The organism is Acidiphilium sp. PA, assembly GCF_026191915.1.
In the GTDB taxonomy this organism is placed as follows: domain Bacteria; phylum Pseudomonadota; class Alphaproteobacteria; order Acetobacterales; family Acetobacteraceae; genus Acidiphilium.
Genome location: NZ_JAIMBY010000004.1, coordinates 26,830 through 48,671 on the forward strand (window position 1 = coordinate 26,830; position 21,842 = coordinate 48,671).

At 66.7% G+C, this 21,842-nt stretch carries 23 protein-coding genes; 20 read left to right on the forward strand and 3 right to left on the reverse strand.

The window, feature by feature from the left end:
- Window positions 1–70: 70 nt before the first annotated feature.
- The 5 genes from rfbB (at window position 71) to AruPA_RS07595 (ending at window position 4,480) form a co-directional block, all read left to right on the forward strand.
- Entirely contained in the window at window positions 71–1,126 is a 1,056-nt protein-coding gene (gene rfbB / locus AruPA_RS07575) for a dTDP-glucose 4,6-dehydratase (RefSeq protein WP_265636066.1), read from the forward strand.
- Window positions 1,127–1,247: 121 nt separating this feature from the next.
- Window positions 1,248–2,129, forward strand: a complete 882-nt coding sequence (rfbA, locus tag AruPA_RS07580) for a glucose-1-phosphate thymidylyltransferase RfbA (RefSeq protein WP_265636067.1) — start codon at window positions 1,248–1,250, stop codon at window positions 2,127–2,129.
- On the forward strand, window positions 2,126–2,680 hold the full coding sequence (gene rfbC / locus AruPA_RS07585; protein ID WP_265636068.1) for a dTDP-4-dehydrorhamnose 3,5-epimerase: 555 nt from the start codon (window positions 2,126–2,128) through the stop codon (window positions 2,678–2,680). Before rfbA ends, rfbC begins: the two co-directional genes overlap by 4 nt.
- A 1-nt stretch (window position 2,681) precedes the next feature.
- Window positions 2,682–3,578, forward strand: a complete 897-nt coding sequence (gene rfbD / locus AruPA_RS07590) for a dTDP-4-dehydrorhamnose reductase (RefSeq protein ID WP_265636263.1) — start codon at window positions 2,682–2,684, stop codon at window positions 3,576–3,578.
- Window positions 3,575–4,480, forward strand: a complete 906-nt coding sequence (locus tag AruPA_RS07595; protein ID WP_265636069.1) for a glycosyltransferase — start codon at window positions 3,575–3,577, stop codon at window positions 4,478–4,480. Before rfbD ends, AruPA_RS07595 begins: the two co-directional genes overlap by 4 nt.
- Here AruPA_RS07595 and AruPA_RS07600 read toward each other — a convergent pair.
- On the reverse strand, window positions 4,406–6,403 hold the full coding sequence (locus AruPA_RS07600; RefSeq protein WP_265636070.1) for an AI-2E family transporter: 1,998 nt from the start codon (window positions 6,401–6,403) through the stop codon (window positions 4,406–4,408). The genes AruPA_RS07595 and AruPA_RS07600 overlap by 75 nt on opposite strands.
- Before the next feature lie 153 nt (window positions 6,404–6,556).
- Here AruPA_RS07600 and AruPA_RS07605 point away from each other — a divergent pair, with 153 nt between their 5' ends.
- The 11 genes from AruPA_RS07605 to tolB all read left to right on the forward strand — a co-directional run bounded on the left by AruPA_RS07605 (window position 6,557) and on the right by tolB (window position 16,375).
- Window positions 6,557–7,759, forward strand: a complete 1,203-nt coding sequence (locus tag AruPA_RS07605) for a TCR/Tet family MFS transporter (protein WP_408858584.1) — start codon at window positions 6,557–6,559, stop codon at window positions 7,757–7,759.
- Between the two features lie 134 nt (window positions 7,760–7,893).
- Complete coding sequence (locus tag AruPA_RS07610; RefSeq protein ID WP_265636072.1) at window positions 7,894–9,060, forward strand: glycosyltransferase; 1,167 nt, start codon at window positions 7,894–7,896, stop codon at window positions 9,058–9,060.
- A 65-nt stretch (window positions 9,061–9,125) separates the two neighbouring features.
- Window positions 9,126–9,875, forward strand: coding sequence for a YebC/PmpR family DNA-binding transcriptional regulator (locus tag AruPA_RS07615; RefSeq protein WP_265636073.1), 750 nt, complete (start codon window positions 9,126–9,128; stop codon window positions 9,873–9,875).
- Between the two features lie 111 nt (window positions 9,876–9,986).
- A complete protein-coding gene (gene ruvC, locus AruPA_RS07620; RefSeq protein WP_265636264.1) occupies window positions 9,987–10,505 on the forward strand; it encodes a crossover junction endodeoxyribonuclease RuvC in 519 nt (172 codons plus the stop codon).
- On the forward strand, window positions 10,502–11,113 hold the full coding sequence (gene ruvA / locus AruPA_RS07625) for a Holliday junction branch migration protein RuvA (RefSeq protein ID WP_265636074.1): 612 nt from the start codon (window positions 10,502–10,504) through the stop codon (window positions 11,111–11,113). The genes ruvC and ruvA overlap by 4 nt, the downstream gene beginning before the upstream one ends.
- A complete protein-coding gene (ruvB, locus tag AruPA_RS07630) occupies window positions 11,110–12,153 on the forward strand; it encodes a Holliday junction branch migration DNA helicase RuvB (RefSeq protein ID WP_265636075.1) in 1,044 nt (347 codons plus the stop codon). The genes ruvA and ruvB overlap by 4 nt, the downstream gene beginning before the upstream one ends.
- Window positions 12,150–12,611, forward strand: coding sequence for a tol-pal system-associated acyl-CoA thioesterase (ybgC, locus tag AruPA_RS07635; protein WP_322784389.1), 462 nt, complete (start codon window positions 12,150–12,152; stop codon window positions 12,609–12,611). The genes ruvB and ybgC overlap by 4 nt, the downstream gene beginning before the upstream one ends.
- 2 nt (window positions 12,612–12,613) lie before the next feature.
- The gene (gene tolQ / locus AruPA_RS07640; protein ID WP_265636076.1) at window positions 12,614–13,330 is read left to right on the forward strand and encodes a protein TolQ; all 717 of its coding nucleotides are present in this window, start codon (window positions 12,614–12,616) and stop codon (window positions 13,328–13,330) included.
- Entirely contained in the window at window positions 13,330–13,773 is a 444-nt protein-coding gene (tolR, locus tag AruPA_RS07645; protein WP_265636077.1) for a protein TolR, read from the forward strand. Before tolQ ends, tolR begins: the two co-directional genes overlap by 1 nt.
- A gap of 162 nt (window positions 13,774–13,935) precedes the next feature.
- A complete protein-coding gene (locus tag AruPA_RS07650; RefSeq protein ID WP_265636078.1) occupies window positions 13,936–14,898 on the forward strand; it encodes a hypothetical protein in 963 nt (320 codons plus the stop codon).
- A 31-nt stretch (window positions 14,899–14,929) separates the two neighbouring features.
- Complete coding sequence (tolB, locus tag AruPA_RS07655) at window positions 14,930–16,375, forward strand: Tol-Pal system beta propeller repeat protein TolB (protein WP_265636079.1); 1,446 nt, start codon at window positions 14,930–14,932, stop codon at window positions 16,373–16,375.
- A 9-nt stretch (window positions 16,376–16,384) separates the two neighbouring features.
- On the opposite strand, the gene AruPA_RS07660 is transcribed toward tolB, so the two are convergent.
- Window positions 16,385–17,227, reverse strand: coding sequence for a transglycosylase SLT domain-containing protein (locus AruPA_RS07660; RefSeq protein ID WP_265636080.1), 843 nt, complete (start codon window positions 17,225–17,227; stop codon window positions 16,385–16,387).
- Between the two features lie 367 nt (window positions 17,228–17,594).
- Here AruPA_RS07660 and AruPA_RS07665 point away from each other — a divergent pair, with 367 nt between their 5' ends.
- From AruPA_RS07665 to AruPA_RS07680, 4 genes are read left to right on the forward strand one after another with little or no spacing between them, the layout of a single operon-like run.
- A complete protein-coding gene (locus AruPA_RS07665; protein ID WP_265636081.1) occupies window positions 17,595–19,016 on the forward strand; it encodes a lactate utilization protein B in 1,422 nt (473 codons plus the stop codon).
- On the forward strand, window positions 19,013–19,711 hold the full coding sequence (locus tag AruPA_RS07670; RefSeq protein WP_265636082.1) for a lactate utilization protein: 699 nt from the start codon (window positions 19,013–19,015) through the stop codon (window positions 19,709–19,711). The genes AruPA_RS07665 and AruPA_RS07670 overlap by 4 nt, the downstream gene beginning before the upstream one ends.
- A gap of 48 nt (window positions 19,712–19,759) precedes the next feature.
- Complete coding sequence (locus AruPA_RS07675; RefSeq protein ID WP_265636083.1) at window positions 19,760–20,311, forward strand: Smr/MutS family protein; 552 nt, start codon at window positions 19,760–19,762, stop codon at window positions 20,309–20,311.
- Complete coding sequence (locus AruPA_RS07680) at window positions 20,308–20,730, forward strand: helix-turn-helix domain-containing protein (RefSeq protein ID WP_265636084.1); 423 nt, start codon at window positions 20,308–20,310, stop codon at window positions 20,728–20,730. The genes AruPA_RS07675 and AruPA_RS07680 overlap by 4 nt, the downstream gene beginning before the upstream one ends.
- Here the strand turns inward: AruPA_RS07680 and AruPA_RS07685 are convergent.
- Complete coding sequence (locus AruPA_RS07685; RefSeq protein WP_265636085.1) at window positions 20,723–21,781, reverse strand: low specificity L-threonine aldolase; 1,059 nt, start codon at window positions 21,779–21,781, stop codon at window positions 20,723–20,725. The two genes, AruPA_RS07680 and AruPA_RS07685, sit on opposite strands and share 8 nt — an antisense overlap.
- Between the last annotated feature and the right edge of the window lie 61 nt (window positions 21,782–21,842).

Sequence of the window (21,842 nt, forward strand, 5' to 3'; positions counted from 1 at the left end):
CCTTAAGGCTTTCTTCCTCCACCCTAACGACCAATCAATCGCATCACGCCAGACAAACTGGGTATTTTATATGAAGATTTTGATTACCGGCGGCTGCGGCTTCATCGGTTCCGCGGTGATCCGCCACCTGATCGCAACGACCGGTCATGATGTTATCAACATTGACAAAATGACCTATGCCGCATCCGAAGACGCGCTCGACGCCGCACGCTCCAACCCGCGCCATACGTTGATCCGCGCCGATATCACCGATGCCGCCGCCATGCGCAGCACCTTCGCCACCCACCAGCCCGATCTGGTCATGCACCTCGCCGCGGAATCCCACGTCGATCGCTCGATCGATGGCCCGGCCGATTTCATCAATACCAATATCACCGGCACCTTCATCCTGCTCGAAGCTGCACGCACCTACTGGTCAGCCCTGCCCGAACCACGCAAATCCGCCTTCCGGTTCCACCACATCTCGACCGATGAAGTGTTCGGCGCGCTCGAAGCCTCCGACCCGCCCTTCACCGAAACCACACCCTACGATCCGCGCAGCCCCTACTCCGCCAGCAAAGCCGCGTCCGATCATCTGGTGCGCGCCTGGCACCACACCTACGGCATGCCAACCATCGTCTCGAACACCACCAATAACTACGGCCCCTGGCAGTTCCCGGAAAAACTCATCCCGCTCGTCCTGCTCAACGCCCTGGACGGCAAACCCCTGCCCGTATACGGCGATGGCTCGAATATGCGCGACTGGCTGTTCGTCGATGACCACGCCGAAGCCCTCGCGCTCATCGCCCTCAACGGCACACCCGGCGCCACCTACGCCATCGGCGCCCGGCAGCCCCGCACCAACCTCGACGTCGTCACCACCATCTGCCGCATCCTCGACGAAAAAATCCCCGACCCCGCCGGCCCGCGCAGCCGCCTGATCCGCTTCGTCACCGATCGGCCCGGTCACGATTTCCGCTACGAAATCGACCCCACCACCTCCGAAACCGCCCTCCACTGGCACGCCACCCATAATTTCGAAACCGGCATCGCCCGCACCATCGACTGGTACCTCGGCCACACCGCCTGGTGGCAACCCATCCGCGCCGCACGCTACGCCGGCCAACGCCTGGGGACCGCGGCATGAGGACGGTGCTGATCGCCAGAAAGTCGGGGCTTCGCCCCAAGCCCCACCAAGGGGCGCTGCCCCTTGGTGGGGTCTGGGGCGAAGCCCCGGCGTTCCTCGCGACCAGCACCGTCCTCTCACCATGATCACCAAGGGCATTATCCTGGCCGGTGGGTCGGGGACGCGGTTGCATCCGACGACGCAGGCGACGTCGAAGCAGTTGTTGCCGGTTTATGACAAGCCGATGGTTTATTATCCGTTATCGACTTTGTTGTTGGCGGGCATTCGGGACATTCTGTTGATTTCGACGCCGGCGGATTTGCCGCAGTTTCGGCGTTTGTTGGGGGATGGGGAGCAGTTCGGTGTCACGATCACCTATGCCGAGCAAGCGTCGCCGGATGGTTTGGCGCAGGCGTTTCTGATCGGCGAGGCCTGGTTGGCGGGGCAGGCGTGTGCGTTGGCGCTGGGCGATAATCTGATCCATGCGGATCATTTGTCGGTCTCGTTGCGGGCGGCGGCGGCGCGGCCGGAGGGGGCGACGGTGTTTGCCTATCAGGTGCGCGATCCGGAGCGTTATGGTGTGGTACGCTTCGATGATGCGGGAAGGGCGGTCGAGATTGTCGAGAAGCCGGCAGTCCCGTCGTCGAACTGGGCGGTGACCGGGCTGTATTTCTATGATGATCGGGTGACGCAGTTTGCCCATGCGATCCGCCCGTCGCCGCGCGGCGAGCTGGAGATCACCGATCTTAACCGGATTTATCTTGAAAACGGCTCGTTGCACGTCGAAAGATTGGGACGCGGTACAGCGTGGCTGGATGCCGGCACGCCGGACTCTTTGTTGCAGGCGGCCACCTTCGTGCAGACGATCCAGCAGCGGCAGGGCAATCTGGTCGGCTGTCCGGAGGAGGTCGCGTTCCGGATGGGCTTCATCGATGCGGCGACGTTGCGGGGGCGGGCTTTGAAACTGGGCAAGACGGAGCTGGGGCGGGTGTTGATCGAACTGGCGGATGGGATGCACCCATGATCGAGCCACAGGCGATTGCGGATGTTCTGCTGATCTCACCGCCGCGGTTTGCCGATCAGCGTGGCTGGTTCAGTGAAAGCTGGAATCAGGCCAAGCTGGCTTCGCTCGGCTTTCATCATGCGTTCGTGCAGGACAATCATTCCTATTCCGCCCAGACCGGCACGATCCGAGGCCTGCATTGCCAGGTGGCACCGTACGTCCAGGGCAAGCTGGTGCGCTGCGTGCGGGGGTCGATCTGGGATGTCGCGATCGATATTCGCAAGGGCTCGCCGGATTTCGGCACATTCGTCGCGGCCGAGCTATCGGCCGCCAACGGGCGGCAATTATGGATCCCCGGCGGTTTCCTGCACGGGTTCTGCACGCTCGAGCCGGATACCGAGGTGATCTACAAGGTGACCGCCGGCTACGACAAAGCCTCCGAACGCGGTGTGATCTGGAACGACCCCGACCTTGCGTTGCCTTGGCCGGCCCCGCCCGGGCAGGCGGTCCTGTCGGACAAGGATGTGCTGCTGCCGCGTCTCGCCGCGTGCGAACACTGGTTTCATGCCTGACATGGCCGATCGCCCGATCCTGATCACCGGCGCGACCGGGCAATTGGGCATGGCGCTGGCGGCGCAGTCGAGGCGTGCGTATCAGGCGGTGGGCCGGCCGGTCTTCGATTTCGAGCATCCGGTGACGATCACATCGTGTTTCACCGCTGTCGCCCCGGCGCTGGTGATCAACGCCGCGGCGTGGACGGCGGTGGACGCGGCCGAGCAGAACCACGAGGCGGCGTTTCGTGCGAACCGGGACGGGCCGGCGATTCTGGCCGGTCTCTGCCGCGATGCCGGGATTCCGCTCATTCATATCTCGACCGACTATGTGTTCGATGGCGACAAGGGTGCGCCCTATGTCGAAACCGATCCGGTCGCGCCGCTGGGCGTGTATGGCGCCAGCAAGGAAGCCGGCGAGCGCGCGGTGCTCGAGTCGGGCGCGATGGCGATGGTCCTGCGCACATCATGGGTGTTTTCCGCCCGTGGCCGGAATTTCGCACGCACCATGATCAACGCCGCGCGCAAGACCAGTGCGTTACGTGTGGTGGGCGATCAGCGCGGCACACCGACGGCGGCCGAAGATCTGGCGGCGGCGATCCTGACCATCGCCGGGCAGATCCAGGATGGCGGCTGGCAATCCGCGTTCCAGGGCATTTTCCATGCGACCAATCGTGGCGAGACCACCTGGCACGGGTTTGCCGAGGCGATCTTCGACATCGCCGCCGCCGAGGGCGAAACCCGCCCGGCGGTCACCGCGATCACCACCGCCGACTGGCCAACACCGGTAAAGCGCCCCGCCGATTCCAGGCTGGATGGCGGCAAACTCGCCACGGTGTTCGGCTTGCGTCTGCCCGATTGGCACGATGCGACGCAGCGGGTGATCACCGCCATGCTCCAGGCCGACCGCTCGCCATGATCGCGATCCTGCTCTCGACCTACAACGGCGCACACTTCCTGCCCGAGCAGTTGGAGAGTTTCGAGCGCCAGACCGACAGCGACTGGCGCGTGATATGGCGCGATGACGGTTCGACCGACGATACCCGTGATATCATGGCCCGTTTTACGGCGAAGATCGGCCCCGCCCGGTGCCGGGAAACCGCCGGATCAGGCGCGCATCTCGGCGCGGCGCAGAGCTTCCTGTCCCTGCTGCCCGAAGCGGCGGACGCCGATGCGGTTGCCTTCGCGGATCAGGACGACGTCTGGCTTCCTGATAAACTCGCGCGCGCCCGGGCCGCGCTGAAGACCGCCGGCAACCAGGCCATGCTGTATTGCGCCCGGCAGTATCTGGTCGATGAGCATCTGCAGGGCCATAATCTGTCGATCCTGCCGGGCGACAAGCCCGGGTTTCCCGCCAGCCTCACGCAGAACATCGTGCATGGCAACACGATGGTGATGAACCGGGCGGCGGCCGACCTGGTCGCGCGCATCCCCGGCCCGCCCGGCACGGTGCATGATTGGTGGAGCTATATCGTGATCACCGCATGCGGCGGGGTCGTGCTGATCGACCCGAAACCGGTCGTGCTCTATCGCCAGCACCGCGCCAACCTGATCGGCTCGCCGCCCTCCACCCTGGCCCGCGCGGTGGCCGCGCTGCGCCGTGGCCCGGGCATTTTCATGACCATGATGCGCCGCCACGTCGGGCAGCTCGCCACCCATGCCGAATTTCTGACCGAGCAGGCGCGCTGCGACGTGGCGCGGATCAGCGAAGGATTGCGGGGCGGCGTGGCCCCGCGCTCGCGCGCCCTACGCTGCCCCGGGCTGAAGCGGCAGACCGAGCTTGAAAACATGCTCTTCCGCCTCTGGTTCATGATCGGCTGACCGCACTTCAACCGGCGCCACCTGCGCCGTTGCGATCGCCTGCGCCAGGATCTGATCCACCGCGTCGCGCAGCGAGGTCGGATAGAGACTCGCCCCGATCGCCGCCTGGAAATCGCCATAGCGTTCGTAATCCGCTTTGGTGGTCCAGAACCCGACCGCGATCGGCACGTCGGGCGAGGCCCGGCGCAACCGCCGCACCAGATAGCGCACGCTCGAAGGTGCGGCCGCGATATCGAGGCAGCACAGAAAGATCAGCGCGATCCCGTCCGTATCGAGGCTCGCGATATGGGTCCGCGCCGCAGCCTCGTGCGGCACGATGCGCGTTCCGATACCATGCCGGGCCAGCAACTGGGCCATGATGGCGCAACCCTCACGATCGAGCGGGCCGCGCCCGGCGATGCACATCACCGGCGTCTCGCCCTGCCAGACCGGGGCGAGCTGCGCCCGCGGCGGGAGCACCAATGGCGGTGCCGGCACGGGCTCCGCGGGCGCAGCACCCGCATCGGTCCCCGCGGGGGCTGCACGCACGGGCTTGTCGCTGTCCACCTGATCGTCGAGCCCATCGATCAACTCGGCGACGGTATCGGTGATCCGGCCGAGCTGGCCCGGGTAGAGCGCGCCGCGCGCGGCATCCCCGGCGGCGAGCCGCAGTGCCGGCAGCACCACGCTGTCGTAATAGCCGCAGAGTGAGCGGTCCCGCAGCAAGATCTCCGCCTGGTCCAGCGCCTCGTCCGGATCGCCGGCGAGCGCCCGCTGATAGAAGGTCTCAACCGGGGTCAATGCCGGCCGATCGCCGAGCAGCACATCGAGAAACTCCAGCCGCTCGACATGGCGGCCAAGCACCACGAAGCAAAGGGTCAGCGGCGTCGATAACAGCAGCCCGACCGGCCCCCACAGCCAGCCCCAGAAAATCGCCGCCACCACGACCGAAATCGGCGACAGCCCGGTCGTCCTGCCATACACCATGGGTTCGACCACCTGGCCTACCAATGTCTCGCCGCCGATGAACAGCACCAGGGTCCAGATCGCCATCGTCCAGTCAGGATCGACCGCCGCCGCCAGCAGAAGCGGCGGCACAGCGGCGATGAAACTGCCGATGTACGGAACGAACCGGGCCAGCGCGGTCAGCACGCCCCACAGGATCGCGCCCGGCACGCCGATCGCGAACAACCCGAGCCCGACCAGCACGCCAAATCCCGCATTGATCAGAAACTTGGTCAGAAAATACCGGCTGAGCCGCTCCGCCGCATCATCGAGCGCCGTGGTGGTCCGGTGCAGATCGGTCGAGCCGAACAGCCGGATCATGCGATCGCGCAGATCCTCGCGGTACAACAGGATGAAGCTGCCGACCGTGAAGACGATGAACATGATCGCGAGCGGATCGAGCATCGGCCCGATGATGCCCTTGGCAACCGCGGTCGGCGAAATCGGAGGCGGCACGACGGAAACCCGCTCGGGCGGCGGCGCACGATCGGCCGAGTGATGCTCGACCTTGGGGGCCGCAGCGTGCTGCAGTTCCTTGCCGGCCTGTTTCACGAAACTGTTGAAATTGCCGATGGTCGCATGGCGGATCATATCGATCTTCTGCACGATGATCGCGCGCTCCGCCGGCACCTCGCGCACCAGCGCGGTCACCTGCGTGCCGATGATCGCACCGAGGCCGAGCAGCACGACCAGCGGCAACGCCATCGCCAGCATGACCGAACCCACACGCCCGCAGTGCCAACGCCGCAGAAACGCGGCGATCGGTGCGACCAGAAAGCTCAGCAGCACCGCCAGGGTGATCGGGATCAGCACGTCCCGCGCGAAATACAGCGCGGAGACGACGACCACAGCCACCGCAAGCGACAACAACCCGCGCAACCCGGGCGTCTCTGCCGGCGGGATCGTCACCGGGCCGTCCGTAACCGGCGTCGGTCGCATTGTTCGCATATCTGAATCCCCGTTTCGATCCATATGGTGGCGCGGCCCGGCCGAAAAAAGCGCCCAGGTGACAGCAAACCGAAAACCGGGCAGGAGCCCTGCTTCGCGCGGGCGCATCCACACCGCGTGCAACGACGGGATCGAACGCTCATCATGGGTTTTATCTTTGCGGTTCTGGTGATCGATTCGCTGGGCTTCGGGCTGATCGCACCGATCCTGCCGGAGCTTGTGCAAAAGCTCGCGCACGTGCCCATCTCGCATGCGGCCCTCTGGGTCGGCGTGCTGAGCATGACCTTCGCCGCGACGCAGTTTTTCGCATCCCCGATCCTCGGCCAGCTGAGCGACCGGTTCGGCCGGCGCCGGCTCATTCTGATTTCACTGTCCGGCAGTGCCGCCAATTATATCCTTCTGGCCTTTGCGCCCACCATCGGCTGGCTGTTCATCGGCCGGTTGATCGCAGGGGCCACCGCCGGCAACGTCTCGGCCGCCAGCGCCTACATCGCGGATATCACGCCGCCCGAACAACGCGCGCAGCGGTTCGGCATGATCGGCGCCGCCTTCGGCCTCGGGTTCATGGCCGGCCCGATGCTGGGCGGATTTCTGGGCGCGATCGACCTGCGCCTGCCATTTCTGGTCTCGGCCGGGCTGGTCGCGGTCAACGTGATCTACGGCATCTTCGTCCTGCCGGAATCCCTGCCGGTCGAAAAACGCCGCCCGCTCCGCCTGCGCGATGCGACCCCCCTGGGTGCCATGCGCCTGTTGACGACGGTGCCCCGCCTCTGGCGCCTCGCCGCCGCGTGGAGCGTGCGCTGGTTCGGCCTGGGTGCCTTGCAGGCGGTGCTGGTGCTGTTTACCGAATTGCGCTTCGGCTGGGGGCCGCAGCAGAACGGGGTTCTGTTCGCCGCCGTCGGCGGCGCATCCACGATCGTGCAATTCACCCTGGTCAAGCGGGCGGTCACGCTGTTCGGCGAACGCGGGGCGGCGCTGATCGGGTTTGGCGCCAGCGCGCTCGGTTTCATGATGTTCGGCCTCGCGCCGAGCCCGGCGTGGCTGTTCGTCGGCATTGCGTTCACCTCGCTCGGCTCGGTCGCCAACCCCGCGATCCGCAGCATGATCTCGCGCGCCTTGCCGGCCGATCAGCAGGGCCGCGTCGCGGGCGCCCTCGCCTCGATCGAAGGCCTCACCGCCATCGCCGCCCCGCTCACCGGCGCCTTCGTGTTCGACCTGTTCAGCCGCGATGTGCCCTGGCGGCTGCCCGGTGCCCCGTTCGTCATGGTCAGCGCCATGCTGCTCGGCGCGGCATGGCTGATCCTGACTTCGGCGCCCCGACGGGGCGAAACGCGCACCGGACAATGACGTCGCGGCCCGATCCCGCGCTGACCGGGGCGATCGGCACCGATCCGGCCTGACCCGGCGACGTTAACCCGCTTTCAGCTTTTGATCATTACACGGGTAAGCGGTAAACGCGTATCACCTTTTCATGGCGGAACATGTCCATCAGCGTCCATCTTGACCGCATCGCCGACCCGATCGTACCGCAGGACGCGCCGCACGCCGACAGATCGTTGCGCCAGCCCGACTTACGCGTTCTGATGGCCACCCGGTACGGTCGGCTGGGCGCGAGCAGCCGGCTCCGCCTGCTGCAATACGCCGAACCGCTGGCAAAACAGGGCATCCTGACCACGGCCCGGCCATTCCTGTCGGATGATTACGTCAAGGCGCTCTACGAAGGCCGCAGCCGCCTGCCCGCCGTGCTCGCCGCCTATGCCCGCGCGCCCGCGCTGCGCGCAGCGGTGCAGGAGCACGACATCATCTGGATCGAAAAGGAACTCCTGCCCTTTCTGCCGGCCATGTTCGAACATGCGCTGCTCGGCGCGCACAAGAAATTCATCCTCGATTTCGACGATGCCTGGTTCCTGCGCTACGGCGGCGAGGGCGAGGCCCGGGGGCGCAACCGTCTGGTCCGCACCCTGCTCGGCGGCAAATTCCCCGCCCTGCTGCGGCGCGCCGCGCTCACCATCGTCGCCAACGAGACCCTGCACGACTGGGCGCTGCGGGAAGGGGCGCGCAATGTCCTGCTGCTGCCCACCGTGGTCGATCTCGATCATTATCCACCGACCGCGATGCCCACCAACCCGGTCTTCACCATCGGCTGGATCGGCACGCCGGTCACCGCCCCCTATCTCGCGCGCCTTGCCGAGCCGCTGCGCGCGCTCGCGGCCGAGGCGCCGCTCGAACTGCTGGTGATCGGCGCGCCCGATTTCACCCTGCCCGGCGTCACCTGCCGCAACCTGCCCTGGAGCGAGGCGACCGAGGCGGCCATGATCAGCCAGTGCGACGTCGGCATCATGCCGCTGCCGGACGATGCCTGGGCGCGCGGCAAATCGGGCTACAAGCTGATCCAGTACATGGCCGCCGGCCGCCCGACCATCGGCAGCCCGGTGGGTGCCAACACCACGATCATCGAGGATGGCGTCACCGGCTTTCTGGCCGGACCCGCCGCCACATGGACCGACCGGCTGCGCCGCCTGCGCGATGATCCGCCGCGCCGCCAGGCCATGGGCACCGCCGCCCGCCTGCGCGTCGCCGCCGCATATTCGCTGCAGGCCACCGCGCCGCGCCTGGCCGCCGCCATCCGCAGCATCGCTCCCCGCTGACATTTCGCCGCCCCGCTGCTATGTCGCGCCATCGCGACCCGAAACATTGATCACGCAGGCGGACCATGGCTGGACATTCCCAATTCAAGAACATCATGCACCGCAAGGGGGCGCAGGATATCCGCCGCGCGCGGCAATTCGCCAAGCTGATCCGCGAAATCACCGTCTCGGCCAAACAGGGCCTGCCGGACCCGGCCGCCAACCCCCGCCTGCGCGCCGCCTGCGCTGCCGCCCGCCAGTCGAACATGCCGCGCGATACGATCGAGCGCGCGATCAAAAAAGCCGCCGGCGTCAGCGGCTCGGAAGACTATGTCGAGGTGCGCTACGAGGGCTATGGCCCGGCCGGCGTCGCCATCATCGTCGAAGCCCTGACCGATAACCGCAACCGCACCGCCTCGGACGTGCGGACCGCGTTTGCCAAGCACGGCGGCTCGCTCGGTGAAAGCAATTCGGTTTCCTTCATGTTCGACCGCATCGGCGTGGTGCGCTACCCCGCCGCCGCCGCGAGCGCCGATGCCATGCTCGAAGCCGCGATCGAGGCCGGCGCCGATGATGTGCTGAGCAACCAGGACGGCCACGAGGTGATCTGCGCCATCGATGAAGTCTTCGCCGTGCGCGATGCGCTGGAACAACGCTTCGGCGAGCCCGAGACCGCCAAGCTGGACTGGCGGCCGACCACCACCACCACGCTCGATGAAGACTCCGCCCGCGCCGTGCTCAAACTGATCGACGCGCTCGATGACAGCGACGATGTCCAGAACGTCTACGCCAATTTCGAGATCCCCGAACCGGTGATGCAGGCGCTGGACGCCTGACGCGCCGATTTCCGCACTCTCGTGCGCCATACGGCATCGGGGGTTCGAAACGCGGCCACCATGACCATCCGGTCGTTTGGGTCCGCGGTGGCGCGCGCGTATAACGTGGCCATGGCGATTCGCGCGCGGATTCTAGGGATCGATCCGGGACTGAGATTCACCGGATTCGGCATCATCGAGGTCGATGGCAACCGCCTGCGCCATGTGGCGGACGGCGTGATCGCCACCGATGGCGATGCCTCGGTCGCTGAACGCTTGCGCGTGCTCGATGCCGCGCTGAACCAGTTGCTGCGCGACTACACGCCCGATTACGCCGCGGTCGAGGAAACCTACGTCAACCGCAACGCCACCGCGACGCTGAAACTCGGCTACGCCCGCGGTGTCGCTTTGCTCGCACCCGCCAGGGCGGGCGTGCCGGTTGCCGAATATGGCGCGAAAACCGTCAAACGCGCGGTGGTCGGCACCGGCAATGCCGAAAAATCCCAGGTCGCACTCATGGTCCGCCGGCTGCTGCCCGGCGCCGCCATCCGGCGCGCCGACGCCGCCGACGCCCTCGCCGTCGCGATCTGCCACGCGCATCACCTTGCCACCACCGCGGTGATGCCCAGCCTGCTGACCGGGGCCGCATGATCGGCAAACTGACCGGCCTTGCCGAACAGATCGAGGACGGGCGCTGCCTGATCGATGTGAATGGCGTCGGCTACGTCGTGTTCCTGTCCTCGCGCAGCCTCGCGGCCCTGCCCGCGCCACCGGCGCGCGCGAGCGTGCTGATCGAAACCCAGGTGCGCGAAGACGCCATCACCCTGTACGGCTTCATCGACGGCGCGGAACGCGACTGGTTCCGCCTGCTGACCACGGTGCAGGGCGTCGGCGCGAAAGTCGCCCTGGCCCTGCTGTCCGCCCTGCCGCCCGACCGGCTGGCCGGCGCCATCGCATCATCCGATCGCGCGGCGATCACCCGCGCCCCCGGCGTCGGTCCCAAACTCGCGGCCCGGCTGATCGCCGAACTGCGCGAACGCATCGCCGCGATGCCGACCGGTGCTGCGTTCGGCGTCGTGGCGATCGCACCAGCCCCAGCCGCACCCAGTATCGCGGGCGATGCGATTTCCGCCCTCACCAACCTCGGCTACCGGCGCAGTGAAGCCGAACAGGCGGTCGCGGCCACGCTCGCCGCCCTCGGTGCCGAAACCGCGCTCGATGTGTTGATCCGCGACGGTTTGCGCCGGTTGGCCCGATGAACGGCGATGACGACTCCCGCCTGCTGTCAGGCGCGCGCGACGCCGAAGACGGTCCCGAAGCCGCACTCCGCCCGCAGACCCTGGCCGATTTCACCGGCCAGCAGGCCAGCCGGGAAAACCTCGCCATCTTCATCGAAGCCGCCCGCGGGCGCGGCGATCCGCTCGACCACGTGCTGCTGCACGGCCCGCCCGGCCTCGGCAAGACCACGCTGGCGCAGATCATCGCGCGTGAAATGGGGGTTGGTTTCCGCGCGACCTCCGGCCCGATCATCCAGAAAGCCGGCGATCTCGCCGCCATCCTGACCAATCTGCAGCCGAAGGACGTGCTGTTCATCGACGAGATCCACCGCCTGCAACCGGCGATCGAGGAGGTGCTCTACCCCGCGATGGAGGATTTCGTGCTCGACCTGATCATCGGCGAAGGGCCGGGCGCGCGCTCGGTGCGGATCGACCTGCCGCGCTTCACGCTGATCGGCGCCACCACCCGCTCGGGCCTGCTCGCCAACCCGCTGCGCGACCGGTTCGGCATCCCGCTGCGGCTGATCTTCTACACGCCGGAAGAATTGACACGGATTGTAACACGCGCCGCCCAGCTGCTGGGGATGAACCTGACCCCGGACGGTGCCGCCGAAATCGCCAAACGCTCGCGCGGCACGCCGCGCATCGCCGGCCGGCTGACCCGGCGAATTCGCGATTTTGCAACCGTCGCGGGCACCACCGTCATCGATCGCGCCGCCGCCGATGCGGCACTGCGCCGGCTCGACGTCGATCAGCGCGGCCTCGATGCGATGGACCGGCGCTACCTCCGCCGCATCGCCGAACACCATAACGGCGGCCCGGTCGGCATCGAAACCCTCGCCGCCGCGCTGTCCGAACCGCGCGACACGCTGGAAGACGTGGTGGAACCCTTCCTGATCCAGGAAGCCTTCCTCACCCGCACCTCGCGCGGGCGGATGCTCGGGCGCGATGCCTGGGCGCATCTCGGCATCCTGCCGCCGCCCGCCCCCAACGGCCAGCAGGATCTGCTGTTCGAGCCATGAACGCGCTGCACAACGGCACCCACCGCCTGGGGTTGCGGATCTATTTCGAGGATACCGACGCCGGCGGCATCGTCTATCACGCGAATTATCTGCGCTATGCCGAACGGGGCCGGTCCGAGGCCCTGCGCGCGCTCGGGATGCCCCACGCGGAAATGATCGCCACGCATGGCAGGATGTTCGTGGTGCGCCGCGCCAATATCGACTATGAGCGGCCCGCACGACTCGACGATGCGTTGATCGTCGCCACGCGGATCATCACGATCGCCGCGGCGACGGTCACGCTTGATCAGACGGTCTGGCGCGACAATCTGGCGCTGGTACGCATCGCACTGGTGCTCGCCTGCGTCGATGCGGCAAGCGGGCGGGCGGCACGGCTGCCGGCGCCGATGCGCACGGCGCTGGAGCGGATGCGGATGGACGGAATAGCAGACGGCCGCGGTGCCGTGGAAGGGACTTGAAGATGGATCAGGCTGTCAACGCCGCGGGACTCGCCGCACCGAGCGCGAATTTGTCGCTGTTGGGCTTGTTTTTGCAGGCGAGCTTCGTCGTGCAGTTCGTCATGCTCCTGCTGCTGGCCGCCAGCATCTGGGTGTGGGCGATCATCATCGAAAAAACCATCACCATCCGCCGGGTCAACCGCGACGCCACCGCGTTCGAGGACAAGTTCTGGTCCGGCCGCAGCCTCGATGAGCTCTACGAACAGGAAGGCGCCGAGCCCGGCCACCCGATGGCCGCGGTGTTCGGTGCCGCCATGGGCGAATGGCGCCGCTCCTCGCGCGTCGCCGGTGCCGATATCGTGCGATCAAGCGTCAACGAACGCGTCGACCGCGCCATGGGCGTGACCACGATGCGCGAAATGGAACGGCTCGAACGCCACATGGTCTTCCTCGCCTCGATCGGCGCGGTCGCCCCCTTCGTCGGTCTGTTCGGCACCGTCTGGGGCATCATGCACTCGTTCGCCGCCATCGCCGCCATGCACAACACCAATCTCGCGGTCGTCGCCCCCGGCATCGCCGAAGCGCTGTTCGCCACCGCGATCGGCCTGGTCGCCGCCATCCCGGCCGTGCTCGCCTATAACAAGCTCTCGACCGATCTCTCCCGCGTCGCCGCCCGCCTCGAAGCGTTCGGCGCCGAATTCAGCGCCATCCTGTCCCGCCAAGCCGAAGAGCGCGCATAATGGCCGGCGGTCTGCTCGACAACAAACGCGGCAACCGGCGCAGCCGCTACCGGCCGATGGCGGAAATCAACGTCACCCCGCTGGTCGACGTGATGCTGGTGCTGCTGATCGTGTTCATGATCACCGCCCCCCTCATCACCTCCGGCGTGTCGGTCAACCTGCCACACGCCAACGCCAAACCCGTCAATACCGACGCAACCCCCATCACCATCACCGTCAACGCGGGCGGCGATGTCTATCTGCAGAACTCCAAGGTCGCCCTCGATAATCTGGTCGCCACGCTGCAACAAATCGCCAAGAACAACACCGACCGCCGCATCTTCGTGCGCGGCGATACCAGCGTGCCCTACGGCACCATGCTGAAAGTGATGGCCACGATCACCGACGGCGGGTTCGATAAAGTCGCCCTCCTCGCCCAACAACCCACCCCGTCCGCACACTGATCCGGGGTCGCCTATGGGGTTGAGGGACATGAGCAGGAACAAGGCCAAGGGGCGCTGCCCCCTGCCAAAACTCCGGGGGTCTGGGGCCTCAGGCCCCAGCGGCGTCCAGGGGCAGAGCCCCTGGCCTTCTTCCCACCCATACCCCCCACCCCAGAGCTGACCATGGACCGGGGTTTACGGCGTGGGGCGATCGTGTCAGGGCTGGTGCATCTGGCCGTGATCCTATTGGCGATCGTGGTGTTGCCGACCGAGCATCTGAAGGCTCCGGCGACGGCGGCGGTCGATGTCACGATCATCGGTCCGCACGTGCCGCAACAGGCGTTGCACAAGGGCAAGGTGCCGGCGCCGGCCGATACCAGGCGGGTTCACAAGGCGCATCTGACCAAGCAGAAGCCGAAGGACCAGCCCAAGATCGCACCCCCGCCGCCGCCGCCACCGCCACCGCCGGCCCCGCATGCGCAGCCGAAGCTGCCGCGCCCGCCCGCGCCGGCACCCCCGCCACCGCCGCCGACACGCGCACCGACACCCCTGCCGACCCCACCGCCCCCGCCGCCGCATCCGCCGCAGAAAAAAACCGAGGTCAAGCCGGCCAAGAAGCTGCCCTTGCCGCCGAAAAAACAGCCGCCCACGCCGGCGCAGAAAAGCCCGACCAGCCAGAAGCACGTGGTCAAGACGCCGGCGCCCATGAGCCAGTCGGTCCTGAACACGATTGCCAAATTGCGGTCGCTGGAAAAGCAGAAAAAGGCGCCGACCGCGAAGTACAATCCGCGCCAGGGCGGCGCACCGCAGGGCGGCGGCACCAAAATGAGCACGGCGAATTCCGGCCTGTCGGCCGCGCAGCGCAACGCGATCGGCTCGGAGGTTCAACCCTGCTGGGGCATCGATGCCGGCGCGCCCGGCGTGTCCAGTTTCAGCGTGCTGCTGCAGGTGGTGACCGATGCTTCAGGCGTGGTGCGCGAGGCCGAGGTCGCCCCGGCCGATCAGGGCAAGCTGAGCGATCCGGTGTTCAGCGCATTTGCCCAGCGGGCTGTCGATGCGGTGAAAAACTATCAATGTGCCAAACTACCGCTGCCGCCCTATATGCTCGGCTCGGTTCACACCTTCATTTTCCGGTTCACGCCGTAACTTCGCCGAAATTACAGGACAGAGGTCATCGATGACAACCAATCGCTCCATTCCTGCGCCCCATCCGCATGTGCCCCATCCGCATGTGCCCGACACGCTGGTGGAACGCCTGCCGCCGCTGTCGCGCCGCCTGATGCTCGGTGCCGGTGCCGCCGGGTTGATCCTGCCGGGATTGGCACGGGCGCAGAGCGCGCCGTCCGGCGGCGGCACTGCGGGCAACGGCCCGAACGACGCCATCAACGTCTCGGGCGCGCACAATGCGCCGATCCCGATCGCGCTGCCGCCCTTCACCAACGCAAGCGCCGGACCATCGGAGCTTGGCGACCAGATCACCCAGGTGATTACGGCGGACCTCGATCATTGCGGTCTGTTCCGGTCGATCGATGCAAACAGTTTCGTGCCGAATTCGGTGGCCAATGGGGTGCCGGTCTGGGCGAACTGGAGCATCCTGGGGGCGCAGGCGCTGGTGACCGGCAGCGTGACCGACCAGGGTGGCGGCCAGGTTCGGGTCGAGTACCGGCTGTGGGGCGTGTCGCAGCAAAAGCAGTTGCAGGGCACCGCCTACACCACGGCTTCGGGCAACTGGCGGCGGATCGCGCATATCATCGCCGACGATATCTATCAGCAGATGATCGGCGAGAAGGGCTATTTCGACACCCGGGTTGCCTATATCTCGGTCTCCGGCCCCCCGACCGGGCCGACCCGGCGCATGGCGGTCATGGATTACGATGGTGCCAACACGCGCTTCCTGACCTCGGGCCGCTCGATGGCGCTGTCGCCGCAGTTCAACCCGACGCGCCAGCAACTCGCCTTCGTCAGTTTCGAGAGCAACAACCCGCGGGTGTTCCTGTTCGATCTGCAAACCGGCGCCCGCAGCGTGGTCGGCAATTTCGGCGATATGAGTTTCGGTCCGCGTTTCAGCCCCGATGGATCGGCGCTGCTGGTCTCGGTCTCGCACGGCGGTGGCGCGATGATCGTGAAATACGATCTGGCCAGCCGCAGGCAGACCGCGCTGACCGATGCCAATTCGATCAACGTGACGCCCTGTTACAGCCCGGACGGCAGCAAGATCGTGTTCAACTCGGACCGCGACGGCTCGGGTGACCAGCAATTGTTCGTCATGAACGCCGATGGTTCGAACGTGCAGCGGATTTCCTACGGCAGCGGCCGCTATGCCGAGCCGGACTGGTCGCCGCGCGGCGATCTGATCGCGTTCACCCGGCTGGGTTCGGGCGGTTTCGGCATCGGTGTGATGAAGCCGGATGGGTCGGGCGAGCGCATCCTGTCGCAAGGCTATCTCGAGGAAGGCTCGACCTTCTGCCCCAATGGCCGCGTGATCATGTTCTACCGTCAAACGCCGCTCCGGGTCGGCAACGTGTCGCATCTGGTCACGATCGGCACGGATGGGTTCAACGAACGCATCACGCCGACGCCGACCAACGCAACCGATCCGTCCTGGGGCCCGCTGCTGTCCTGAACCGGGGGATCATTTCGCCCCGGTGATGGGGATCGGATTACGCCGATAGGCCGCAAGCCCGCGCCCCACCATCCCACCCGCCGGGGCGGCACCGCCCGGTGCGGCAATCGGCAGGATCTGCGGATGGCCATGCAACCCGGCAAATGCGAAACCACCCACCCCGAACTGGCGCAGCGCGATCGCCCCGGGAGCGGGTTTCGCATCCGCTTTCGCCGGTTTCGGAATACCCGCCATGCCCGCCGCAACCGGCAGCAGCACCGGTGCCGGCCCACCGTGATCATGCCAGACCGCCAGCACTTTCTGCTCATAGGGCAAGCCGAGCGCCGGCGTTTCGGAATGATACGCGGCCACCGCCGGATCCCACCCGCCCAACCGGGTTTTCAGCCGGCGCAGAAACTGCGCCCCGTACAGCGCGTTCGAAGCGGGGTCGAACGCCTGGGCCAGTGTGGCAAACGCGGTCGGATGGTGCAGCAGATTGATCTGCATGCAGCCGATGTCGAGCGAGGTGATGCCCTGATTTTCAAAACTCTGGGCCGCCGCGACGGCCTGCGCTTCGGTGGCATAGATATGGCCGGTGCCATTGGCATCGATCGTCCAGGGCCAGGGCGCCACCTGCCCGGTCTGCGGATCACGCTGACCGGATTCCACGGTCGCCACGGCGTTGAGCAGGCCGGCCGGCGTATGAACGACCCCCTCCGCGAGATTGAGCGCAGCGGCGCACAACGCCGAAGGATCACCGATCGGGCCCAGCGGCGGCACGATGCCGGCGGGCAACGCCCAGGCGCCGGGCAGGCGCGCCAGCAGGGTCGCGAGCCCGACAAGACCGATCACGGTGGCGCGTTTGCAATCCATATCGGGCAGTATCCGCCCCGATGCTTAAAATTTAATAAAATTCCGACCGAAAATACGCCACCATGCCTCGGTTGCACCCAAACACCCCGGATTCCTCCACAATGAGCGATGCTGCACTGCAAAAAAGTTCTTGCATCATGCCGGCGGTCTGGATATAACGATCTCAGCAACACGGCGACCAGTTCGCTTTGTTTGCTTTCTTGGACGTTTCCTCCCTAAACTTGGCGGCACGCGAGTGCCGCCCTTTTTTTTGACCGGGAAAGAAATCCCCCACACCGCAAGACCGTCCGTTTGGCGGCTTTGCTTCACGACCGGCACGCTCTACAATGGACTGCGCTCGCAAGCGCCCGACACCAAGGAGTGGCCGATGCTCAATACCAGCCCCGATTTCAAGGACAATGTTCGCCACGCCATGGCGGATGCGGGGCTGCAAAAAGCGCTCGACCGCGCCAAAAAACCCTTCGCCCTGTCGCGCGCCAACGCCGTGGCCGGGTTGCCGGAGTTCGAGGCCCTGCGCGAAACCGCCAAGGGCATCAAGAACCACACCATCGCCCATCTCGATTACTACCTCGAAGCCTTCACCAGCCAGGTCGAATCCAAGGGCGGCCAGGTCCACTGGTGCCGCACCGCCGAGGATGCCCGCAACGCCGTGCTCGGCATCTGCCAGCGCGTCGGCGCGCGCACCGCGACCAAGGGCAAGTCGATGATCTCCGAGGAAATCGGCCTCAACGACTTCCTCGCCGAGCAGGGCATCGAGCCGATCGAGACCGATCTCGGTGAATACATCCTGCAATTGCGCAACGAGGCGCCCAGCCACATCATCGGCCCGGCGTTTCACCTCAACCGCGAGGATTGGGAGGAAAGCTTCCGCGCCGCCCACACCCATCTGCCGGCCGACCGCATCTTCGCCGAAAAACGCGACATCCAGGCCGAGGCCCGTGCCGTGCTGCGCGAAAAATTCCTCGCCGCCGATGTCGGCATCACCGGTGCCAATTTCCTGATCGCGGAAACCGGCACCTCGATCATCGTGACCAACGAAGGCAACGGCGACCTCACCCAAACCCTGCCGCGCGTGCACATCGTACTGGCATCGCTGGAAAAAGTCGTCCCCACCATCGAGGATACGCTCTCCCTGCTGCGCGTGCTCGCCCGCTCGGCAACCGGGCAGGAATTCTCGGTCTACACCACGTTTTCCACCGGCCCGAAGCGCCCGGGCGACCTCGACGGGCCAGAGGAATACCACGTCGTCCTGCTCGACAACGGCCGCTCCAACATGGTCGGCTCCGCGTTCCAGGACATGCTGCGCTGCATCCGCTGCTCGGCCTGCATGAACCATTGCCCGGTCTATCTCACGGTCGGCGGCCATGCCTATGGCTCGATGTATTCCGGCCCGATGGGCAGCGTACTGACCCCGGCGATCTTCGGCGCCGACCAGGCGCATCTGCTGCCCAGCGCCTCCACCTTCTGCGGCAAATGCGAGAGCGTCTGCCCGATGAAAATCCCGCTCACCGGCATGATGCGCCACTGGCGCGAACGTGCGTTCGAACGCAATCTCTCCCCGGCCACCGGCCGCTACGGCATTGGCGTGTGGGGATTTTTCGCCCGCCGGCCCGCGCTCTACCGCGCCGTCACGCGCATCGCCTCCTGGAGCCTCGGCCTCGCCGGGCGCAAACGCGGCTCGTTCCGCGCCCTGCCGCTCGCCGGCGCCTGGACCAGGGACCGCGACATGCCCGCCCCCGAAGGCGAGACGTTTTTTGCCCGCTATGCCAGGGAGCAGCGCAGCCGATGAACGCCACCTCGAACGACCAGCGCACCGCCATCCTCGCCGCCATCCGCCGCGGCCTCGGCCGTGGCGCCCTGCCGGCCGACCAGTCGATGATGCTGCACGCCCGCCTCACCGCCCACCCCCGCCAGATCATTCCCGCCCGCGTCGCACGCGATCATGCCGGGCTGGTCGATCTGTTCATCGCCAACGCCACGCGCGAGTTCGCAACGATCGATCGCATCGAGGACCGAACCGCCCTGCCCGAAGCGATCGCGACCTATCTGCGCGCCCAGAACCTGCCGATGGAACTCGCCATCGCGCCGCACCCGACGCTCGAGAGCATCGACTGGTCGGCCAACCCCCTGCTGACCACGCGCTTCGGCCGCGCCGCGCCGAGCGACATGGTCTCGGTCCAGGCCGGCTTCGCCGGCATCGCGGAAACCGGCACCCTCATGCTGCCCTCCGGCCCGGGCACGCCCACCACGCTGAACCTGCTGCCCGATACCGAAATCGTCGTGCTCGACACCGCCGCCATCGTCGGCCCCTATGAGGACGCGTTCGACAATCTGCGCCAGGCGGGTGCCATGCCCCGCAACGTCATGCTGGTCACCGGCCCGTCACGCTCGGCGGATATCGAGCGCACCCTGGAACTCGGCGCGCACGGGCCGCGGCGGCTGCACATCGTCCTGGTGGGAGCCGATGATCGGCAAGGCGCGTAAGCGCTTCTTTTTGTAAAAAAAAGCAGTAAAAACTTTTTTGGTTGGGTCATGGGAATCAGGGCGAAAACCATTCCTGCGGCTGATCTGGAGGCCTGGGCGCGCTATCTGCGCCATGTCGCCCCCCTGCCCGGCGTGCGCGTGCCCGTGTCGCCCGAGCCCGCCCCGATACCTCGCCCGCCCGCCGCACCAACCAGCCCCGAACCGCCGCCAGCGCCACCGCCGCGAGCGAAACCCACACCGCCCCGCCGCGCCGCGCTCGCGATCGGCACCGCCCCTCCCGGGCTCGACCGCGCCACCTGGTCACGCTTCCGCGCCGGCAAAATCGCCCCCGAACGCGTGCTCGATCTGCACGGCATGACCAAGCCGAACGCCCATATCGCGGTCATGGCGCTGATCGCCGGCGCATCGGCTCAGGGCATGCGCTGTGTCGAAATCGTCACCGGCCATGGCCGCCGCGCGGGCGGTGAAGGCGTGCTGCGCCGCGAAGTGCCGTTCTGGCTGAACGACGCCCCGCTCCACGCCCTGATCCTCGCGGTCTGCCACCCCCACGCCGCCAATGAAGGGGCGCTGCGCGTGCTGCTCCGCCGCCGGCGGGCATGACGCCGTTCGGCGCCAAACTCCGCCAGATCCGCGCCGACCGCCGCATCACCCTGCGCGCAATGGCCACCGCGCTCGATGTCTCGCCCGCCTATCTCTCGGCACTCGAACACGGCCGCCGCGGCGCGCCCTCGCCAGGGCTGATCCACCAGATCTGCGAACAATTCGACCTGATCTGGGACGACGCCCACGACCTCGCCGACCGCGCCCGCCTGTCCAAACCCAGACCGAAACTCGACAGCGCCGGCCTCACCCCCGAACAAACCGCCCTCGCCAACCGCTTCGCCCGGCAACTGCGCCACCTGCCCGCCGCGACCGTCTCCGCCATCGATGATCTGCTGCGCGCGGCGGATGGCGGCACAAAGCCGCGCGTGACCGATGCCGGCACAAGGCCGCGGGCGCCGCGCAAACCGCTCAGTTGATCGCGGCGAACGCCGCAATCGTCTCCTCGATATCCGCCGCCGACACATCGAGATGCGTGCACAGCCGCAACCGCATGCGCCCCATCACCGAGACCATGATGCCCCGCGCCCGCAACGACTCCGCCCACGCAGCCGGCGTTCTGCCGCTGGTCGCGACATCCGCATAGACCAGATTGGTATCCGGCGGCTCGACCACGAGCCCCGCCACCCCGGCCAGCCCTTCGGCCAGCCGCCTCGCATTGGCGTGATCTTCAGCCAGGCGTTCAACATGATGATCGAGCGCATACAGGCACCCCGCCGCGCAGATCCCCGCCTGGCGCAGTGACCCGCCGAGCCGCTGCTTCCAGTGCCAGGCCCGGTCGATCGTCGCAGCCGAGCCCGCCAGCACCGCACCCAGCGGCGCGCCGAGGCCCTTGGTGAAATCGATCCACACCGTATCGAACGGCGCCGCATAATCGGCGGCCGCAACACCGGAGGCGACCACGGCGTTCATCAGCCGCGCGCCATCCATATGCGTCGCCATCCCAGCCTCATGCGCAATCCCGGCCAGTTCCTGCAACACCGCCAGCGGCCACACCGCCCCGCCACCCAGATTGGACGTCTGTTCAATCTCCAGCAGCGTCTGCGGCGCCGCATAGCGCGAAGCCCCGCGCAGGCTCGCCCGCAGATCATCGGCGGTGAAAAATCCCCGCGCGCCCGGCAACCCATGCACCCGCGCTCCCGCCAAAGCCCAGGGCGCACCGCCCTCCGCCTCGATGATATGGGCCGATTCATGGGCGATGATCTCATCCCCCGGCCGGCAATGGGTCAGAATCGCAATCGAATTGCACATCGCCCCCGAAGGCAGGAAAATCGCCGCCTCCTTGCCAAGCAGCCGCGCCACCCGCGCGCACAGCGCATTGATCGTCGGATCGAGCCCAAGCTGCTCATCGCCGACCTCGGCGTTCAGCATCGCCTCGCGCATTGCGCGCGTCGGGCGGGTCTGGGTGTCGGAATAAAGGTTGATCCGCACGGGCGGCGCATCGGGGTTGGGGGGAATCGGGGCGTACATGGGCGTCCTTTAAGTAGAAGACAGGGTTCTTTTTTGTAAAAAAGAACCAAAAAACTTTTAT

Bases quoted from the DNA above. Each gene is read 5' to 3' on its own strand.
- tolQ (WP_265636076.1), top strand. From the start codon at position 12,614: ATGGATCAGGCTGTCAACGCCGCGGGACTCGCCGCACCGAGCGCGAAT.
- rfbB (WP_265636066.1), top strand. From the start codon at position 71: ATGAAGATTTTGATTACCGGCGGCTGCGGCTTCATCGGTTCCGCGGTG.
- AruPA_RS07675 (WP_265636083.1), top strand. From the start codon at position 19,760: ATGGGAATCAGGGCGAAAACCATTCCTGCGGCTGATCTGGAGGCCTGG.
- AruPA_RS07660 (WP_265636080.1), bottom strand. From the start codon at position 17,227: ATGGATTGCAAACGCGCCACCGTGATCGGTCTTGTCGGGCTCGCGACC.
- AruPA_RS07670 (WP_265636082.1), top strand. From the start codon at position 19,013: ATGAACGCCACCTCGAACGACCAGCGCACCGCCATCCTCGCCGCCATC.
- rfbA (WP_265636067.1), top strand. From the start codon at position 1,248: ATGATCACCAAGGGCATTATCCTGGCCGGTGGGTCGGGGACGCGGTTG.
- tolR (WP_265636077.1), top strand. From the start codon at position 13,330: ATGGCCGGCGGTCTGCTCGACAACAAACGCGGCAACCGGCGCAGCCGC.
- AruPA_RS07600 (WP_265636070.1), bottom strand. From the start codon at position 6,403: ATGCGACCGACGCCGGTTACGGACGGCCCGGTGACGATCCCGCCGGCA.
- AruPA_RS07610 (WP_265636072.1), top strand. From the start codon at position 7,894: ATGTCCATCAGCGTCCATCTTGACCGCATCGCCGACCCGATCGTACCG.
- ruvA (WP_265636074.1), top strand. From the start codon at position 10,502: ATGATCGGCAAACTGACCGGCCTTGCCGAACAGATCGAGGACGGGCGC.
- ybgC (WP_322784389.1), top strand. From the start codon at position 12,150: ATGAACGCGCTGCACAACGGCACCCACCGCCTGGGGTTGCGGATCTAT.
- AruPA_RS07595 (WP_265636069.1), top strand. From the start codon at position 3,575: ATGATCGCGATCCTGCTCTCGACCTACAACGGCGCACACTTCCTGCCC.
- AruPA_RS07650 (WP_265636078.1), top strand. From the start codon at position 13,936: ATGGACCGGGGTTTACGGCGTGGGGCGATCGTGTCAGGGCTGGTGCAT.
- AruPA_RS07605 (WP_408858584.1), top strand. From the start codon at position 6,557: ATGGGTTTTATCTTTGCGGTTCTGGTGATCGATTCGCTGGGCTTCGGG.
- AruPA_RS07665 (WP_265636081.1), top strand. From the start codon at position 17,595: ATGCTCAATACCAGCCCCGATTTCAAGGACAATGTTCGCCACGCCATG.
- AruPA_RS07685 (WP_265636085.1), bottom strand. From the start codon at position 21,781: ATGTACGCCCCGATTCCCCCCAACCCCGATGCGCCGCCCGTGCGGATC.
- AruPA_RS07680 (WP_265636084.1), top strand. From the start codon at position 20,308: ATGACGCCGTTCGGCGCCAAACTCCGCCAGATCCGCGCCGACCGCCGC.
- tolB (WP_265636079.1), top strand. From the start codon at position 14,930: ATGACAACCAATCGCTCCATTCCTGCGCCCCATCCGCATGTGCCCCAT.
- rfbC (WP_265636068.1), top strand. From the start codon at position 2,126: ATGATCGAGCCACAGGCGATTGCGGATGTTCTGCTGATCTCACCGCCG.
- AruPA_RS07615 (WP_265636073.1), top strand. From the start codon at position 9,126: ATGGCTGGACATTCCCAATTCAAGAACATCATGCACCGCAAGGGGGCG.
- ruvB (WP_265636075.1), top strand. From the start codon at position 11,110: ATGAACGGCGATGACGACTCCCGCCTGCTGTCAGGCGCGCGCGACGCC.
- rfbD (WP_265636263.1), top strand. From the start codon at position 2,682: ATGGCCGATCGCCCGATCCTGATCACCGGCGCGACCGGGCAATTGGGC.
- ruvC (WP_265636264.1), top strand. From the start codon at position 9,987: ATGGCGATTCGCGCGCGGATTCTAGGGATCGATCCGGGACTGAGATTC.